This window comes from Affinirhizobium lemnae (assembly GCF_022968395.1).
Classification (GTDB): domain Bacteria; phylum Pseudomonadota; class Alphaproteobacteria; order Rhizobiales; family Rhizobiaceae; genus Neorhizobium; species Neorhizobium lemnae.
Genome location: NZ_JALJQZ010000004.1, coordinates 1 through 16,656 on the forward strand (window position 1 = coordinate 1; position 16,656 = coordinate 16,656).

A 16,656-nucleotide genomic window follows, 5' to 3' on the forward strand; every position below is an offset into this window, starting at 1 on the left:
CACCGCACCTTCATTAACGGCAACCGCACCATCGTTTTCCCTCCAAGCCCGGGCTCTTACGCCTCAGAGCGAATGGGGTGACGCATGACCATCATTATCGATGGAAAGGCCGCCGTCGCATCGGTGATCGAGGCCATAGCCTCAGCAGCAACATCGCTCGAGACGTCAGTTCATCGCAGGTCAGGTCTCGCGGTGATCATTGTCGGCAATGAACCGGCAAAACGATGTTTTTCTATCTCGCCGCCGTAGTCATCAATTCAAAATGAACCCCACAAGCCCAAAATTAGAAGAAAGTTTGCACGTGTTATTCGAAGATGACGGTTCCATAAATCTGACTATCTGATCTTGATCTGTAGCCGGGGTGGGTTCAAGGATGTCCTGTTTCGCGCAGTTGAGTTTGGATGAACGCCGCATCATCGCGCGGATGCATGAGAAGAAGATCAGTCAGGCTAAGATCGCGCGCGCCCTTCGCCGCGACCGCTCAACGATCTGTCGGGAATTGCGGCGCAATTTCTGGCATGATCAAGAGGTTCCGATTGCCAGCGGATACTGGCACGTCACTGCACATGGGATGGCGGTCGACCGGCGGCGCAAATACCGCAAGCTGCTGCGCGACCCCGGTCTGTGTGCCGCCGTGATAGATCGCTTGAAGGATGGCTGGTCGCCGGAACAGATTTCCGGGCGGCTGCGGCTTGCCGGTGGTGTTGCCACCCGGCTGAGCCATGAGACAATCTACCAGTATGTCTATTCCCAGGAAGGCCCGGATCAGCAGTTGGGCCGACATCTGCCTGAGCGCCGCCGCAGACGACGACCGAGATATGCACGCAAACCTAGAAGCCTCGTCTTTCCAATGGAATGCGCTATTCGCAACAGACCTGACATCATCAATTCCCGAAGTGAGTTCGGTCACTGGGAAGCGGATTTGATGATCTTCAGAAAGGAGCATGGCGCCGCAAACATCGCCACTGTCGTGGAGCGCAAGAGCCGTTACACTCTGCTTTTTCATAACAATGACCGGCGCTCGAAACCGATCATGAGCCAGTTGATCCGGCATCTGGCACCCCTACCCGACCAAGCCAGGCAAAGCCTGACATTCGATCGAGGTTTGGGTTTCGTATCATGGCGCGAGCTCGAGCACGGCATGGGAACAACTGCCTGGTTCTGCGATCCCCAGGCTCCATGGCAGAAGGGCACAGTCGAGAACACAAACAAGCGTGTTCGACGATACCTTCCGCCGGAAACGATCGTGCTGGATGTCAGCAATCAGGAGATCCGTTCCTTGTGTGACAGGCTGAATGACACGCCGCGCAAGTGCTTGCGATTTCAAACGCCAAGGGAGATGTTCAGCAGACATCTATTGGCTCTGGAAAGGCAATGCGTATAGCTTTCGAATTGGCGTTGCATTCAAGCTGGAACCAGCACACCATCGGTGTACATGCAAAAAATTTGTCTTTCCAAATTTCTATTTATAAGAACAGTTTAATATACAATTTTGATAAATGTAAATAAGCCCGCTTGGTAATCATTTAAATAATTCGTGATACTGTTTCTGATAAGATCGAAATAAAGTAGGTAGCGGAGAATAGTTTGCTTAGTTATTGCAAAAAATTCTTTTTTATTGCTTCTAATATATTGAAGTGCTCAAATGGAAACTTCGGCGTTCTTTCCGCTCTCGTAGCGGTACCGGTTATCGCCGCGGCGGGCCTGGCGGTCGATATCAGCAATGCTCGGGACCGTCAGACGCAGGCGCAGACGTTGGCGGACGCCGCGGCCCTTGCTGCCGCTGCCAAGTACACCAGCGGCGTAACACAGAGCGAGCAACTTTCAAGCATTGCGAGCAGCTATTTGGTTACAGGAAGCGACGTATCGATGCGGTTGCTTCGAGCCCCCTATCTTTCTGCGGACGGTGGATCACTTTGCATCGATGTCGCAAGCGACGTGGGTGCTACGCTGATGCAGATCGTCGGAATCCGGTCTACGGCGGTATCTGTTGTGAGTTGTGCCGTGATTGGTTCGACTTCAAGCAATGTTGAGATTGCGCTCGTCCTCGATGTTTCGAGTTCGATGATCGAGGAGGGTCGTTTTGCCCCTATGCAAGAAGCCGTGAAAAGCTTTCTGGCAGCATTTCCCAATAATGGAAAAGCCAAGATCTCCATCGTTCCGTTTTCGAGCAGGATAAGTGTCGGAATGGAGAGGACGGATTGGCTTAAAGCTTACGGTGGGGATCCTGCTGTACCGGCACGCTGGACCAACCCTTTGTCGGTCCATAAGACGGCGACGATTTCGAAGTGGCTGGACGGCACGACAAATCTCGCAAAGACATCGAGTAATTATTACTGGATGGGCTGCATCGAGCCTCGCGCTGATGTTGAGATGAAGGATTCCGGCTCTGTCAGTTCTGCCAGTCTGGGCGATAATCCACCGCAAACGAAACCCTTTGTTCCGATGGATAGTAATGATGGATCGGGCAAAAGCTTCTGCCCTCCTCCGATTACACCTCTGACTAGTGACATTAATTATCTCCAGGGTGTTATCTCGAACATGACATCGCAGGGCTCTACGAGGCTGGATGTCGGCATCGTCGGTGGTTGGTATACGCTGTCGCCCAAATGGCGGTCGGCCTGGGATGGAATCGCGCCGGTAGACTACGGCGGCAATACGAAGAAAATTCTCGTCTTCATGACTGACGGGCAGATGAACGTGAAGTACGGCCCGACTGAAGCCGACAAACTCGATTGGATCTGCTATAATGATAGAACTGACAGTTGTAACGACATCGCTCTGGATGCGTTTCTGAAGACCTGCGCATCGATCAAAAGTGCGGGAATCACGATTTATACGGTATCCTACAGCCCTGATGCGGATACGAGCAACTTGCGCAAATGCGCCAGCAGTTCCAGCTATGCGCTCAGCGCATCGACGGCGAGCATCAAGCAGATTTATGCGAGTATATCGAAAGATATCGTCACGGCTATGAAATTGAGATTAACAAAATAATTGGCATGATGAGCAGTCATTTTTCTGTGTCGTTGCTACGTGTCAAGAAATCTGCGTTCGAAATTTGATGGGGAATGAATTGATCATCTCCTTGCTCGAATCCTTCCCTTGACTGTCGTCGGGTAGCTATGCGCCTTTGCTATGTGTCGCGGCCGCAAACATCGGAATCGAACTCAGAGTTGCTTTGCAGTCTCCCTGCGATGGACGTGCGTACCGATCCTTGTATCATCTCCAACTCTATTTATGACATCCTCCGCATATGTTGGTCATCTTTATCTTTAACCAGGTACAAGGGCATAGTTCCGGCCCTCGTCAAGCAGTCGTGTAACAGGTTCGGCCGCCTTCCTGGTCCTGCCATCACGGGAACTTTCGGCATCGGCTCAAGTTAGCTCGGCTCCAAATGAGGAGAAAACGGATGTCGAACAGCAAGACACGCGAGATCTTTGTAACCGGACTGAAGAATGCCCGCGCTATGGAGAGCCAGGCTCTTGCCATCATGAAACCCCAGGTCGAGCGGATCGAAAATTACCCTGATATTGCAGCCAAGCTCCAAGAACATATCAGAGAGACGGAGGGACAGATCAGCCGTCTGGAGGAAATTCTGACATCCCTCGCAGAAGAAAAATCTGCGCTGAAGGACGCAACCTTATCTGTCACGGGAGCGATGGCAGCACTGGGGCATACCGTCGCTGGCGATGAAATCCTCAAAAACAGTATGGCGAATTTTGCGTTCGAAAACTTTGAGATCGCGGCATACAAATCTTTGATCACGATCGCCGAACTCGGCGATTTCGCGGCCCTTGTCCCTCCCCTGAAGGCCAATCTTGATGAAGAGATCGCCATGGCGGACTGGCTCGAGCAGAACCTGAGACCAACAACGATTAAGTTCGCCAGCCTCAAGGAAGCCGGGGCATCCGCCAAAGTCTGATAGCAGATCAAGCTTGCGGGTCGAACTCTTCGCGCCTCATCGACATCTACCTCAGGCAGTCAAAACAACCTTGATGCAGTTGTCTTTCTTGTCGCGGAACGTCTCGTAGAGTTCCGGACCGCGATCGAGAGTTGCGCGATGGGTTATGATAAAGCTCGGATCAATCTCGCCTTCCTCGATACGACGCAGGAGATTGAGAGAGTAACGGTTTACATGTGTCTGGCCGGTTCTGATCGTCAGCCCTTTGTTCATCGCTGCTCCGAACGGAATCTTGTCCAGGAAGCCGCCATAAACACCAGGAACGGAAACGATGCCGCCAGGGCGGCACGCCATGATCGCGGTTCTAAGAACATGCGGACGATCGGTTCCCAGCAATGTCGCTGCCTTAATCTTGTCGACGATTGCGTCAAATGAAGCGGTCGCGTGCGACTCTGCCCCTACTGCGTCTATGCATTTGTCGGCACCATGACCTGCGGTCATGTCTTTGATGTGGTCAGGAATAGTACCATCGACTTGGTCGAAATTGATAGTCTCTGCGCCAGCTTCAGCGGCCAGAGCCAATCGTTCGGGCACGTTGTCAATCGCGATCACACGCGCGGCACCCTGCATGAAGGCACTTTTTATGCAGAATTGACCCACCGGGCCGCACCCCCAGATCGCAACGATATCGGTCGGTTCGATCTCGCAATTGGCCGCCGCCATCCATCCGGTCGGGAAAATATCCCCAAGGAACAGAGCTTGTTCATCCGAGATACCATTGGGAATGATGATGGGTGAAACATCTGCATAAGGCACGCGCACGTATTCTGCCTGGCCACCGGCGTAAGCCCCTGTCAGGTGCGAGTAACCGAACAGGCCAGCGGTGGGATAGCCAAAGGCCTTGGTGGCATTCTCAGCCGTACGGTTGGACCTTTCGCAAACCGACCAGTTGCCCTTCAGACACTGAGAGCATTCGCCGCAGCAAATCGTAAAGGGGACCACAACGCGATTGCCGACCTTGAGCTTCTGGTTATCACCACCAACCTCGACAACCTCGCCCATGAACTCATGGCCAAGGATGTCGCCTTTTTCCATGAAGGGAATATAGCCGTCCATCAGATGCAGGTCTGATCCGCATATTGCGCAGGCGGACATCTTGATGATCACATCGCGACCATCCTCGATCTGTGGATCAGGAACGCTATCGCAACGAATGTCGCCTTTGCCATGCCAACAGAGAGCTTTCATGATATTCTCCTTTTGGGGTCAGGATGCGGGCCTGCCGCTCGGATATGCTCGGTCAAAGAAAGAACCGTGGCCGGTATGCCGATTGTGTAACCAATCATTCGATAGCGCCTTCCCGTAAATCGGCAGGTCGTGAACCAGAGAAACAGGACTTAGTTCCAATCCCCGCTCTAGAACTCCGAAGCGTGGCGAACGTCTGACTGATTGTGGCGGTCGGGTTCAGTACCCACCGCGAGATGGTCAACATTGCCTCGAGCTCTGCTTCGTCGAGTCAGTCGTTCGCCTGATTTCGTCTCGAATGAGCTTTAGCGACTGGCGACCAACCCCGGGGATCTTCAAAAGCTGCTCGTCAGAGAGAGAGGCAATGACGCTCATTCTCTTGATGCCACTTTGCCTCAGGACCCGGACAACCCACTGTGGCAGACCACTCCTCAGCACCAGATCAGTCGCTCGCGTCGGCGTCTTTTTTCCCAGTTGAAACCTCTGCTTCTGCATCGGAGCCTCGTGTCGTTTGCCGCTCGAGAACCAAGATGATGGTGGACAAGTTCCGCGGGTTTAAGACGTCTGCAATTTTTCTCTCCACCCAAGTTCTCGCTCTAGGCGCCGGCATAGATCCGATCGATCACTTCAGCGACACAAACGAGATTTTCGGCCTCAGTATCAAATTTCCCGTTTCTGACGAGCTGCCTCGCCCACGCCGTTGCCGCACGTCCTCCCCATTCGTCTGGTGGACCCGCGAGCTGCTCTGTAACGGTCCCGGAGAAGCGGTGGGCGACAAAGTCATAGAAAGACCCCCCGATGTTACGCATGGCCGCCCCGCCCGCAGTGCCATAGAAGGTTGCGTCGATGATGCAGTCTTGCCCGGCGTTCAAACGCCAGGAGCAGGCCAACCGGACGACTGTGCCGGTTGCCAGAACCAGTGTCGCAATCGCGTAGTCCTCCACCTCTTCCGGTGTGCTGGATAAGGGCCGTCCCTGTGCAAACAGGTTGCTCGTCACGCCGATGACCTGAGGGAAATCAAGTGCCCAAAGAGCAAGATCGATCAGGTGGACGCCGAGATCTATGACACATCCGCCGCCAGAGAGCGCCTTGTCATAGAACCAGGGCTTGTCCGGGCCGTAGGCATTGTGAAACGTCAGGTCTACAGCGCTGACCTGACCCAGATGCTGCGCCTGCAGCAACGCCTTGATGCTTTGCATCGCTTCGGTCTGCCGGTAGGAAAGGTCTACCCCGATGATGCGGTCTGTCTGTCTCGCGGCCTCGAGCACGGCTCTAACCTCCCGAGCCGTGCGGCCCAACGGCTTCTGGCAGAAAACCGCCACCCCGGCATTGAGGGCTTGAATGGTTTGTTGCGCATGTTGGGCGCTGGGTGTCGCGATGACCACCCCATCGAGATCCTCTGCCAACAGCTCGTTAAAGTCTGACAGCACCTTGGCCCGAGGCGCTGCCTTCATTGCTGCCTCCCGCATTTCAGAAGAGGGGTCGACAATCGCGACGGCTTCCACAAGTCCGGTGGCGAGCATGGCCTCCATGCGATGGCGGCCGATCCAGCCAACTCCCAGGTAACCGACCCGTGCCGGGCGGCCGATGGCCTCCACATCGTTCTTCATCATGATCGAATTCATGAATTTACCACCAGTGCCTTGATGAAGTTGCCGGGACGGTCGCGTGTGTCGTTCAGGGCTTGGTCAAGCTGAGCCAAAGGATAGCGGTGTGTGTACAATGAGGAGGGATCGAGACGTCCGTCAACGACTGCGTCGATCGCATCACGGATCCCCTGGATGTAGATGGCAGGATCCCGCTCATGCGCATTCACGACGTCAAGGCCACGCCAGTTCCAAAGCTGCATGTTGACCTGACGGGGACCGTCCTGATGGTAGCCAGCTATAATGAGGCGTCCACGCTCCATGGCCAGCTCGCCAGCCAGGTCGAGCGGCCATTGCTGACCGACCGCCTCTATCACCCGGTCGCAGAAGCGACCGTTCGTGAGCGCTTTGACGTCTTCAATGATGCGCCAATGATCATCCATCACGATCGTTTCGGCAGCACCCATCCGCTTTGCTGTTTGCAGCGAGGCATCGCGCCGGGAGATGGCAATGACGCGGGCTCCCGCTTTGGTCGCGAGTTGCGTCAGCAAAGCGCCCAGAAAACCGATCCCGATGATCGCGACCGTCTCTCCGGCACGGATGCCGGAGCGCTTGAAGATGTTCATCGCACAACCAAGCGGTTCCCCCGGAAATGGTATGCCGTCTAGCACGGACGGAAGCGGGACCACCATGTTCGCCGGAGCATAGTCGTGGGTCGCGTATGCATGGTAGCTCAGGACAGCAACCCGGTCGCCGATGCTCAATCCGTCGACACCCGGACCCAACCCGTCAATCCGTCCCCAGCCTTCGTGGCCAAGACCGCCCGGCTCCGTGGGAAACTGCATCCACTCCGGTCCTGCCCAAGGCGTTAGGTTCGAGGCGCAGACGCCGCACCCCTCAAGGCGTACCCGCACCTGTTCAAATCCCGGTTCTTCAAGTGCCAAGTTCAAGAGTTGCGTCTTGCCTGCTTTGGGAATGATTACGGCGGAACGCTGCCCGGCAGCTCCCCGGTTGGACACATCCATTCGTCAACTCCTTGGAATACAAAAGAAACTTGATCAGCGGGGAGAGGCAGCGACCCCAGCTAAGGCGGGACTGCCGCTCCGCCATGATCGTGAACACATCGGGTGCCGAACTTCATAACCCATCGGGAGTTCCGGATGACATTGAAGAAGTCACAGATGTCACTGATGTAAATGATGAAGGAACTTTCGCTGTCCCTTCAGGTTCGAGCACCGATTTCAAGCTGAGCTTACGAACCAGGGAGGCCTCATGGCCAAGATTCTTGTGACCGGCGGATGCGGCTTTATTGGTCGGCATGTCACGGAAGAACTTCTCGATCAGGGTTACGAGGTCCGTATCCTGGATGCTTTGATCGAGCAGGTGCATGGCGACGCGGAGGCAGCGGTGGCACCGGCGGCCGAAGTGATCCGGGGAGATGTGAGAGACAAGGTTGTCGTAGAGCAGGCTCTCACGGGCGTTGACGCCGTAATCCATCTTGCTGCTGAAGTCGGGGTTGGTCAGTCGATGTACGAGATCGCTCGTTACGTTGGTGGAAATGATCTCGGCACCGCCGTTCTTCTCGAAGCCATGATTGGCAAAAAGATCAGACGCATCGTCGTCGCATCATCCATGAGCGTCTATGGCGAGGGGCGCTACCAGACACGCGATGGACGCCCGCTCGATCTGGTGCGTCGGAGTGCTGACCAGATCAAAGCTGGACAGTGGGCGGCAACCGGTCCCCATGGCGAAGAACTCGTTCCTGTTCCGACCGACGAGGAAAAGCCTGTCGACCTCGCCTCGATCTATGCCCTGACGAAATATGCGCAGGAAAAACAGGTGCTGATCTTTGGACAGGCGTACGGCGTGGAAGCCGTCGCGCTTCGCCTCTTCAACGTCTTCGGCGCTGGCCAAGCCCTTTCGAACCCCTATACCGGTGTTCTTGCCAACTTCGCGTCACGGCTTTCCAACGGGCAACCACCGATGATTTTCGAAGACGGCCGGCAGCGCCGGGATTTTGTCCACGTGCGCGATGTCGCGCGCGGCTTTCGTCTCGCCATAGAAAAGCCCGCTGCCAGCGGCCATGTCATTAACATTGGCAGCGGCCAAGCCTACACGATTGCCGAGGTTGCCGCCTTTCTGGCGGAGGCCATGGGGGTGCCGGAGATATCTCCCGACATTATGAACAAGGCGCGCTCAGGCGATATCCGCAATTGCTTTGCGGATATTTCGAAAGCGCATGAGTTGCTGGGCTTTGAGCCCCAGCATCGACTGGAGAATTCGCTCGGGCCGTTTGCCGAGTGGGTTCGCAGCACCGGCGCAATCGACCGTGGCGCGGAGATGAAGCGGCAACTGGAAGAGCGGGGGCTCGTATCATGACGGAGCCCCAATCAACCACTGTCCGGAAGCCTCGCCAGTATGGTTTTGTCGAATGGTTCCGTCCAGGCGAATACGAAAGGACGGAGCGCCTGCTGCCGCAGATCATCGCCAGCGGTGCCAGTTATCTGCGCACACATCTCTCCTGGGCCGAATACCTTGCTCCCGGCGGCGAGGAATGGTTTGACTGGCTGATGCCACGGCTTGGCAGCCAGATCGAGCTGCTGCCGTGCCTTCATTACACTCCGCCGTCGCTGTCCCGGACAGGCCGGGTCAACGGACCGCCGCAGGACCTGAAGTCCTACGCAGACTTTCTGGATCACGTGCTGACCCGCTACGGCAAGCATTTCACGCATGTGGAACTGTGGAACGAGCCGAACAATCTGCTGGATTGGGATTGGCGCGAAGATGCGGATTTCCTGCTGTTTTCCGAAATGGTCGGAGGCGCCGCCTATTGGGCCAAGCAGCGCGGCTTCAAACCGGTACTCGGTGGACCTTGCCCGTTCGATCCCTATTGGTTGAACATGATGGGTGAGCGTGGCGTACTCAACGTCGTCGACGCTGTTGGCTTCCATGGTTTCCCCGGCACCTGGGACAGCGAAGAAGGAACCTGGGGCGGCTGGGACATGCATCTGGGCGAAATGCGCCGGATCCTGGACCGCTTCAATCCCGCATCCGAAATCTGGATCACCGAAACGGGCTACTCCACCTGGCGCAGCGATGATATGGAACAGGCGCGCCGCTTCATGAGGGCGCTCAATGTTCCAGCAGACAGGATGTACTGGTATTCGTGGCAGGATGTAGCGCCGGATGTGCCTGTCCAGGAAGGTTTGTGGTTCGATCCGCGGCACTATCACCTGGGCGCAGTGACCTATGACAATCAGCCGAAGTTGCTGGCCCGACTGTTGCTGGAAGGTGGCGTACACCGTGTGGAAGACGTGGCCAGGCTTGCAACACCTAACCTTTCCACGGGCGCCGCACCAATCCTCATTACGGGTGGCAGCGGCTTCATCGGGTCCAACCTCGCCGACAGCTTCCTCAAGGACGGCGAAGATGTCGTCATCCTGGATAATCTGGGCCGTCCGGGCGTCGATCAGAACCTCGGTTGGCTCACACAGCGCCACGGCGATCGTGTTCATCCCGTGCTCGCCGACATTCGCGACTTGCGAGGCATAGAGGCGGCTTTCACCGACGCGAAGGCAGTCTTCCATCTGGCGGCGCAGACGGCGGTAACGACCAGCCTCGTGCATCCGATAGACGACTTCGACGCAAATGCACGCGGCACGATCAATGTTCTTGAATCGGTTCGCCGGGCGGGCAAGCGCGCGCCGGTCATCTTAGCCAGCACCAACAAGGTTTATGGCGCCTTGGAAGACGTGGAGATTCTGGAACTGGCCGACCGGTATGTTCCTGCCGATGAAGCGATCCGTGCACATGGAATAGGTGAAACCCGTCCGATCAACTTCTGCACTCCTTATGGTTGCTCCAAAGGCGTCGCGGATCAATACGTGCTGGATTACGCGAAGTCCTATGACATGCCGACGGCGGTCCTGCGCATGAGCTGCATCTACGGACCCCGCCAGTTTGGTACGGAAGATCAGGGCTGGGTGGCGCATTTCCTTATTAGGGCGCTGGCTGGCGAGGAAATCTCGATCTATGGCGACGGCAAGCAGGTGCGCGACATTCTGCATGTGGACGATGCCGTATCGGCCTATCGTCGGCTGCTCTCTGCGATTCATCAGGTCAAGGGACAGGCGTTCAACCTTGGTGGCGGCCCCCGGAATTCGGTCAGCGTTCTCAGCGTATTACACGAGATCGAGAAACTCACGGGCCAACCGCTGAACACGCAGTTTGGCGACTGGCGCGCTGGCGACCAATATTTCTTCGTGGCAGATACCCGGTCACTGGAGAGCCGGCTCGGCTGGCAGGCCAGCATTCACTGGCGCAAGGGCCTCCAGCACCTCGCAGAGTGGCTGGCCGATACCCGCTTTGGCGGACGCTCGGTGCTCCGGCCGGAAATGCGGAAGGTTTCGGCATGATGATGCCGAAGCGATCGTCCCCCATCCGAATCCTCATGACGATCGACGCGGTGGGCGGCGTCTGGCGGTATGCGATGGATCTGGCTGCAAGCCTGCGGCCGCAAGGCTATGAGTTCCTGTTCGTCGGGCTCGGCCCTCAACCCTCTGTGCATCAGGAGAAAGAAGCGTCAGAGCTTGGACGTTTGCACTGGCTCCTGGCACCGCTGGACTGGATGGTAAAGAGCGAAGACGATCTCTCCCTTGTCGGGCCTGCCATCGCAAACCTGGCGCATGCGGAGGCGGTGGATTTGCTCCATCTGAACCTACCTTCCCAGGCGGCTGCAATCGAGACGAAGTTGCCGGTTATCGTCATGTCGCATTCCTGCGTGGTCACCTGGTTTGCCGGCGTCCGTTGCGAGGCGGTACCACTGGACTGGCAGTGGCACCACAAGATCAACCGCTGCGGCCTCATGCGCGCTGACGTCGCGCTTGCGCCGAGCAGAAGCCATGCCACGATGCTCGAGAACGCCTATGGCGCAATGGACAGGCTGCATGTGGTCTATAATGCCAGCCGGTCGCAAGAGACCTCCCAGATAAAGGACAGGATCGTCTGTGCCGCTGCCCGCTGGTGGGACGACGGCAAGAACGGGCAGACGCTTGATGAGGCCGCAGCTTTGACTGCCTGGCCAATCATGATCGCAGGACCGAACACCGGTCCAGACGGCCAGACGCTGCCGATCCGCCATGCCCAACACCTCGGCGCGCTATCGCATGCGGATGTCATGGCGCTGATGCGTCGCTCGTCCATCTTCGCCTCACCATCCCTATACGAGCCGTTCGGGCTCGCGGCGCTTGAAGCGGCTCGCGCCCATAGCGCGCTGGTGCTGGCGGACATCCCGACTTACCGCGAACTGTGGAGTGAAGCTGCCCTTTTCGCAGACCCTGGAAACCCCGAGGCCTGGGCAGCCGGGATCAATCGCCTCTGCGAGGATAACGATCTGCGGACACAACTGGCTGACAAGGCTGCGGAGCGCGCGAAACGCTTCGATCTTTCGTCTCAAGCCGAAGCCATGGCGGGTTTCTACACATCCCTGCTGCGACAAAAATCTGAGCTTTCTGCTGCGGAGTAAACGATGAAATTCGTGTTTTACACCCACTCGCTGATATCTGACTGGAACCACGGCAATGCGCATTTCCTGCGGGGCATTATGCGCGATCTGATCCGCCGCGGCCATCAGGCGGTGGCACTTGAGCCTCTCGAGTCCTGGAGCCGCAACAATCTTGTGCAGGACCAGGGCGCAGCAGCACTGAATGATTTTGCCACGCAATTTCCGGAACTTGATGCAGAAATCTACGATGCCGGATTCAGCCATGAGACAGCTCTTGCCGATGCGGATGTGGTCATCGTGCACGAATGGACGGACCCGGCGATCGTGGCAGAAATCGGTCGCATCCGTGCCAGCGGTAACGCGTTTACCCTGCTGTTCCATGACACGCATCACAGGGCAGTGTCTTCGGCAGGCGACATCGCCGGGCTCAACCTTGCGGAATACGACGGCATCCTTGCCTTCGGGGAAACCCTACGCCAACGGTATCTGAAAGCCGGCTGGGGCAGTACCGTGTTTACTTGGCATGAGGCTGCCGATGACACCTTGTTCAGGCCGATACCTGAGGCGCACAAGACGGGCGACTTGATATGGGTCGGCAATTGGGGTGACGATGAACGCTCCGCAGAGATCGTCGAGTTTCTGGTGGAACCGGCAAAGGCACTTCAGCTCAAGACGCTGGTGCATGGAGTGCGCTATCCCGACCATGCGAAGAAGTCACTGAAGGATGCCAACATCACCTTCGGTGGCTGGATTGCCAACGCAAAGGTTCCATTTGCCTTCGCCCAACATCGGGTGACGGTGCATATTCCGCGGCGCCCCTATGTGCAGAACCTGCCGGGCATTCCGACCATTCGTCCGTTCGAGGCACTTGCCTGCGCAATACCGTTGGTCTCGGCACCCTGGGACGATACGGAACATCTATTTCGCCCTGGGAAAGATTATCTGACTGCAAGGGATGGGGTGGAGATGACGGCGCGTCTGCGGGAGGTTCTCTCCGACGCAGACCTCGCTCAATCGCTTGCCAGCTCGGGCCGCGAAACGGTGCTGGCGCGCCACACCTGTCGCCACCGGGTCGACGAACTCCTCACCATTCTGGCTCACTGCGGTACCCATCGCGTCATCCGCAAGATCGTTTCTCAGGAGGCTGCAGAATGAAGATCGCCTTTTACGGCTCCAGCCTTGTGTCCGCTTACTGGAATGGCGCTGCTACCTACTACCGCGGCCTGCTACGGGCACTGGCTGAGAAAGGGTACGACATTACCTTCTACGAGCCTGACGTCTACGACCGCCAGAAAAACCGCGATATCGACCCGCCTGAATGGTGCAAGGTCGTCGTCTATGAGGGTATGATTGAAGCGCTCAAGGATGTGGCAGCACGGGCTGGTGAAGCAGAGGTGGTCATCAAGGCGAGCGGCGTCGGCTTCGAGGACGATTTGTTGCTGGACGAAGTCCTCCGCGCCGCGAAACCTCAGGCTTTGAAGATCTTTTGGGATGTGGATGCGCCGGCGACGCTCGGGGAGCTGCGTGCAGCGCCGGATCACCCACTGCGCCGTGCCCTTTCAAAGATCAACCTGGTGTTGACCTACGGCGGTGGTGATCCGGTGGTCGATGCCTATCGGGCAATGGGAGCGCGCGATTGCATTCCCATCTACAATGCGCTTGATCCGCAGACACACCATCCTGTCGCCCGAGACGTCCGCTTCAATGCCGATCTTGGCTTCCTCGGTAACCGACTGCCGGATCGCGAAGCTCGCGTCGAACACTTCTTCCTGGAGCCCGCGGCACAGCTTCCCAACGCGAGCTTCATGCTCGGCGGCTCGGGCTGGCATGACAAGCCGATGTCCGCCAACGTCAATTATATCGGCCATGTTTCTACCCGCGACCACAATGCATTCAACGTGACGCCCAGGGCAGTGCTCAACGTGTCACGCGACAGCATGGCGGAAAACGGTTTCTCGCCAGCAACGCGCGTGTTCGAGGCAGCAGGCGCTGGCGCTTGCCTCATTACCGACTTCTGGGAGGGCATCGAGTTGTTCCTGAAACCGGACGAAGAAGTTCTGGTGGCGCGCGACGGAAAGGATGTGAGTGACATTCTTGCAGGGCTGAGTGCGGACCAGGCCCAGCTGATCGGCAAGCGGGCACTCAACCGCGTGCTGGCAGACCACACATATGCCAGTCGCGCCATGACCGTCGATGCGATCTTCCGCGCTCATGCAGCCCGGCAGATGGAGGCTGCGGAATGACGCGGACGCTCGACATTGTCATTATTGGACTTTCGCTCTCCTCATCCTGGGGAAATGGCCATGCGACCACATTTCGGTCGCTGATCCGTGGACTGGATGCTGGCGGTCACCGGGTGCTCTTCCTTGAGCGCGATGTTCCCTGGTATGCCAGCCAGCGAGACCTGCCCGATCCCGATTTCTGCCAGCTGGCCTATTACTCCAGCGTCACGGAGCTATCCGAAAGCTTCAGCACTGTCATTAAGTCGGCAGATGCCGTGATCATCGGCTCCTATGTCCCCGAAGGGGTGGCCATCATTGAAGCTGTGGCGGCTCTATCGCCCAAGCTCTTGTGCTTTTACGACATTGATACACCGGTAACGCTCGCCAAGCTCGACCGTGGCGACGAGGAATATCTGACGCTTCAGCAGATTCCGATTTTCGACGCCTACTTTTCCTTCTCTGGTGGAGAAGTGCTGACCCGATTGGAGAAGGACTACGGCGCACGCCGGGCAATTGAACTTTATTGTTCCGTGGATGCGCAGTGTTACCAGAACACGGGAGAAGCCTGCGAATGGGATCTTGGCTATCTCGGAACCTACAGCCCTGATCGTCAGCCGACTCTCGAGCGGTTGCTGATTGAGCCAGCGCGCGCCTTGCCGCATTTGCGCTTCGTCGTCGCCGGTCCGCAGTATCCCGATACGATTGACTGGCCCGCCAATGTGGAGCGGATTGACCATCTGCCGCCGCAGGACCATCCGAGCTTCTACAGCCGACAGCGTTTCACCTTGAACGTAACGCGCGCTGACATGATCGCGGCCGGCTGGTCACCAAGCGTGCGGCTGTTCGAAGCAGCCGCGTGCGGAACCCCGATCATCAGCGACGATTGGCGTGGGCTTGGCGAGCTTTTTCCAGAGGGCGAGGCGATCTGCATTGCGCGCAGTACTGATGACGTCGTTGACGTCCTCACCGGGATGAATGAGCGGCGGCGAATGGACATGAGCACCACAGCACGCGCCCGGGTCATGGAGTTGCACACTGGAAACGCCCGCGCCCTTTACCTGGTGTCGGCGCTAGAGCGACTAGCGGATGATCCAGCCGCGCGGGGCGAAGAACCTCAAAGATTTCAGGACGAGGACCGAGGAGAACGCAATGTTGCAAAGAGTGCATGACGGAAAAACCAGAACTATCCTCGTGGCTGGCGGAGCTGGCTTTGTTGGCTCGCATCTCTGCGACGCCCTGCTGCTGCGGGGGGATAGAGTGATATGCGTTGATAGCTTCCTGACGGGATCGAGAACGAATGTCCGACCGCTGGAGAACCATCCCCGGTTCCGCCTGATCGAGGAGGATGTGTGCCGTCTCTCCGACATCGACGAGCCGGTTCACCAAATCTACAATCTGGCCTGTGCGGCGTCTCCACCCTTTTATCAAGCCGATCCGGTTCATACGATGATGACCTGCGTGACGGGCACGGGCAATCTGCTTGCGCTTGCGGAGCGCCAAAAAGCGTCCTTCTTGCTGGCTTCAACGAGCGAAGTCTACGGCGATCCGGAAGAACATCCGCAGCGTGAGGATTATCGGGGTAACGTCAGTTGCACCGGGCCACGTGCTTGCTACGACGAAGGCAAACGCGCGGCCGAGGCGCTGTGCTTTGACATGCTGCGGGCCGGTCGCGCTGATACCCGCGTGGTGCGCATCTTCAACACCTACGGGCCGCGCATGCAGCCAAATGACGGACGCATCATCTCGAACCTTCTCGTACAGGCGCTCTCGGGTGACCCGTTGACGATCTACGGTAGCGGCGAGCAAACACGGTCGTTCTGTTTCGTAACGGATCTCGTAGAGGGGTTGACGGCACTCATGGATGTCGATCCGAATCCGGGCGTGCCTGTCAACCTGGGTAATCCAGGCGAGTTCACCATCAACGAGCTTGCCACGATGATCCGGGCAATCGTGCCCTCATCGTCCAAAATCGTATATCGACCTTTGCCGCAGGATGACCCGCTGCGTCGTCGCCCGGATATTGCTCGCGCCCAGGATTTACTGGGCTGGGAACCAAAAGTCCCGCTGTCGCAAGGGCTGCAAAAGACAGTCGATTATTTTGCTTCAATTCTCGCCCCGCCTGATCTGTGTGCGGCGCCCGTGCGTGAAAAATCCCGTTCCGGGCTGACGGATACTCTGCAACTCGGAGCCTAGAGA

At 57.3% G+C, this 16,656-nt stretch carries 12 protein-coding genes and 1 pseudogene; 10 read left to right on the forward strand and 3 right to left on the reverse strand.

All coding sequences use genetic code 11. The features are described 5' to 3' along the window. Positions 1–373: 373 nt before the first annotated feature. From MUU53_RS03695 to MUU53_RS03705, 3 genes are all read left to right on the forward strand, one after another. Positions 374–1,384 carry an IS30 family transposase gene (locus MUU53_RS03695; RefSeq protein ID WP_247259666.1) on the forward strand — a complete coding sequence of 337 codons (1,011 nt, stop codon included), beginning with the start codon at positions 374–376 and terminating at the stop codon, positions 1,382–1,384. 203 nt (positions 1,385–1,587) lie between these two features. Further along, positions 1,588–2,997 carry a pilus assembly protein TadG-related protein gene (locus tag MUU53_RS03700; RefSeq protein ID WP_247259667.1) on the forward strand — a complete coding sequence of 470 codons (1,410 nt, stop codon included), beginning with the start codon at positions 1,588–1,590 and terminating at the stop codon, positions 2,995–2,997. Between the two features lie 415 nt (positions 2,998–3,412). Next, positions 3,413–3,925, forward strand: coding sequence for a ferritin-like domain-containing protein (locus tag MUU53_RS03705; RefSeq protein ID WP_247259668.1), 513 nt, complete (start codon positions 3,413–3,415; stop codon positions 3,923–3,925). Positions 3,926–4,387: 462 nt separating this feature from the next. Here the strand turns inward: MUU53_RS03705 and MUU53_RS03710 are convergent. From MUU53_RS03710 to MUU53_RS03720, 3 genes and pseudogenes are all read right to left on the reverse strand, one after another. After that, positions 4,388–5,152, reverse strand: a pseudogene (locus tag MUU53_RS03710) (alcohol dehydrogenase catalytic domain-containing protein); the annotation flags it as partial. A 593-nt stretch (positions 5,153–5,745) separates the two neighbouring features. Continuing rightward, complete coding sequence (locus MUU53_RS03715; protein WP_247259670.1) at positions 5,746–6,774, reverse strand: Gfo/Idh/MocA family protein; 1,029 nt, start codon at positions 6,772–6,774, stop codon at positions 5,746–5,748. Beyond that, on the reverse strand, positions 6,771–7,760 hold the full coding sequence (locus tag MUU53_RS03720) for an MDR/zinc-dependent alcohol dehydrogenase-like family protein (RefSeq protein ID WP_247259671.1): 990 nt from the start codon (positions 7,758–7,760) through the stop codon (positions 6,771–6,773). Before MUU53_RS03720 ends, MUU53_RS03715 begins: the two co-directional genes overlap by 4 nt. A gap of 247 nt (positions 7,761–8,007) precedes the next feature. On the opposite strand from MUU53_RS03720, the gene MUU53_RS03725 reads away from it, so the two are divergent. The 7 genes from MUU53_RS03725 to MUU53_RS03755 are packed head-to-tail and all read left to right on the forward strand — an operon-like array spanning position 8,008 to position 16,653. After that, positions 8,008–9,114 (forward strand): NAD-dependent epimerase/dehydratase family protein, encoded by a 1,107-nt coding sequence (locus MUU53_RS03725; RefSeq protein WP_247259672.1) that lies wholly within the window; start codon positions 8,008–8,010, stop codon positions 9,112–9,114. After that, positions 9,111–11,150: an NAD-dependent epimerase/dehydratase family protein gene (locus MUU53_RS03730; protein WP_247259673.1), complete on the forward strand. Its 2,040-nt coding sequence runs from the start codon at positions 9,111–9,113 to the stop codon at positions 11,148–11,150. Before MUU53_RS03725 ends, MUU53_RS03730 begins: the two co-directional genes overlap by 4 nt. After that, positions 11,147–12,259, forward strand: a complete 1,113-nt coding sequence (locus MUU53_RS03735; RefSeq protein ID WP_247259674.1) for a glycosyltransferase family 4 protein — start codon at positions 11,147–11,149, stop codon at positions 12,257–12,259. Before MUU53_RS03730 ends, MUU53_RS03735 begins: the two co-directional genes overlap by 4 nt. 3 nt (positions 12,260–12,262) lie before the next feature. After that, positions 12,263–13,393, forward strand: a complete 1,131-nt coding sequence (locus tag MUU53_RS03740; RefSeq protein ID WP_247259675.1) for a CgeB family protein — start codon at positions 12,263–12,265, stop codon at positions 13,391–13,393. Then, entirely contained in the window at positions 13,390–14,481 is a 1,092-nt protein-coding gene (locus MUU53_RS03745; protein ID WP_247259676.1) for a CgeB family protein, read from the forward strand. Before MUU53_RS03740 ends, MUU53_RS03745 begins: the two co-directional genes overlap by 4 nt. Then, positions 14,478–15,629, forward strand: coding sequence for a CgeB family protein (locus MUU53_RS03750; RefSeq protein ID WP_247259677.1), 1,152 nt, complete (start codon positions 14,478–14,480; stop codon positions 15,627–15,629). Before MUU53_RS03745 ends, MUU53_RS03750 begins: the two co-directional genes overlap by 4 nt. Then, positions 15,610–16,653 carry a UDP-glucuronic acid decarboxylase family protein gene (locus tag MUU53_RS03755; RefSeq protein ID WP_247259678.1) on the forward strand — a complete coding sequence of 348 codons (1,044 nt, stop codon included), beginning with the start codon at positions 15,610–15,612 and terminating at the stop codon, positions 16,651–16,653. Before MUU53_RS03750 ends, MUU53_RS03755 begins: the two co-directional genes overlap by 20 nt. The last annotated feature ends 3 nt before the right edge of the window (positions 16,654–16,656 follow it).